The 428-nt window shown below is 67.3% G+C and carries 1 protein-coding gene; it reads left to right on the forward strand.

All coding sequences use genetic code 11. The annotated features are described in order from the left end of the window. Positions 1-21: 21 nt before the first annotated feature. Positions 22-414 carry a VanZ family protein gene (locus EEB19_RS26445; protein WP_111205664.1) on the forward strand — a complete coding sequence of 131 codons (393 nt, stop codon included), beginning with the start codon at positions 22-24 and terminating at the stop codon, positions 412-414. The last annotated feature ends 14 nt before the right edge of the window (positions 415-428 follow it).

Consider the following 428-nt stretch of genomic DNA (forward strand, 5'->3'; position numbering starts at 1 on the left):
GGGTGACCTGAGCTGGCGCCTGTGAGCGATGCGCTGCCGCTGATCAAGCCGCTGCGGCGGCCGCGGCTGTGGACCGCACTGTGGTTCAGCGCGGTGTTGCTGGTGATCGTGGTCTGCCTGATCCCACCGCCACCGATTCCGTTGCCGGAAAACGGCGACAAGGGTGAGCACTTCCTCGCCTATTTCATCCTGGCTGGCAGCGCGGTACAGCTGTTCCGGCGCGGACGTCCGCTGCTGTGGGTGGGCGTGGGCCTGGTGCTGATGGGGATCGGCATCGAGTTCGCGCAGGGCGCATTGACCGATGACCGCATGGCCGATCCGATGGACGCGCTGGCCAACACGATCGGCGTGCTGGCCGGCCTGGCTACGGCACTGACCCCGCAGCGCGATCTGCTGCTGCGCTGGCGCGGGTAAAGTTCCTGTAGAGC

Source organism: Gordonia sp. OPL2, from assembly GCF_003797825.1.
Lineage (GTDB): Bacteria > Actinomycetota > Actinomycetes > Mycobacteriales > Mycobacteriaceae > Gordonia.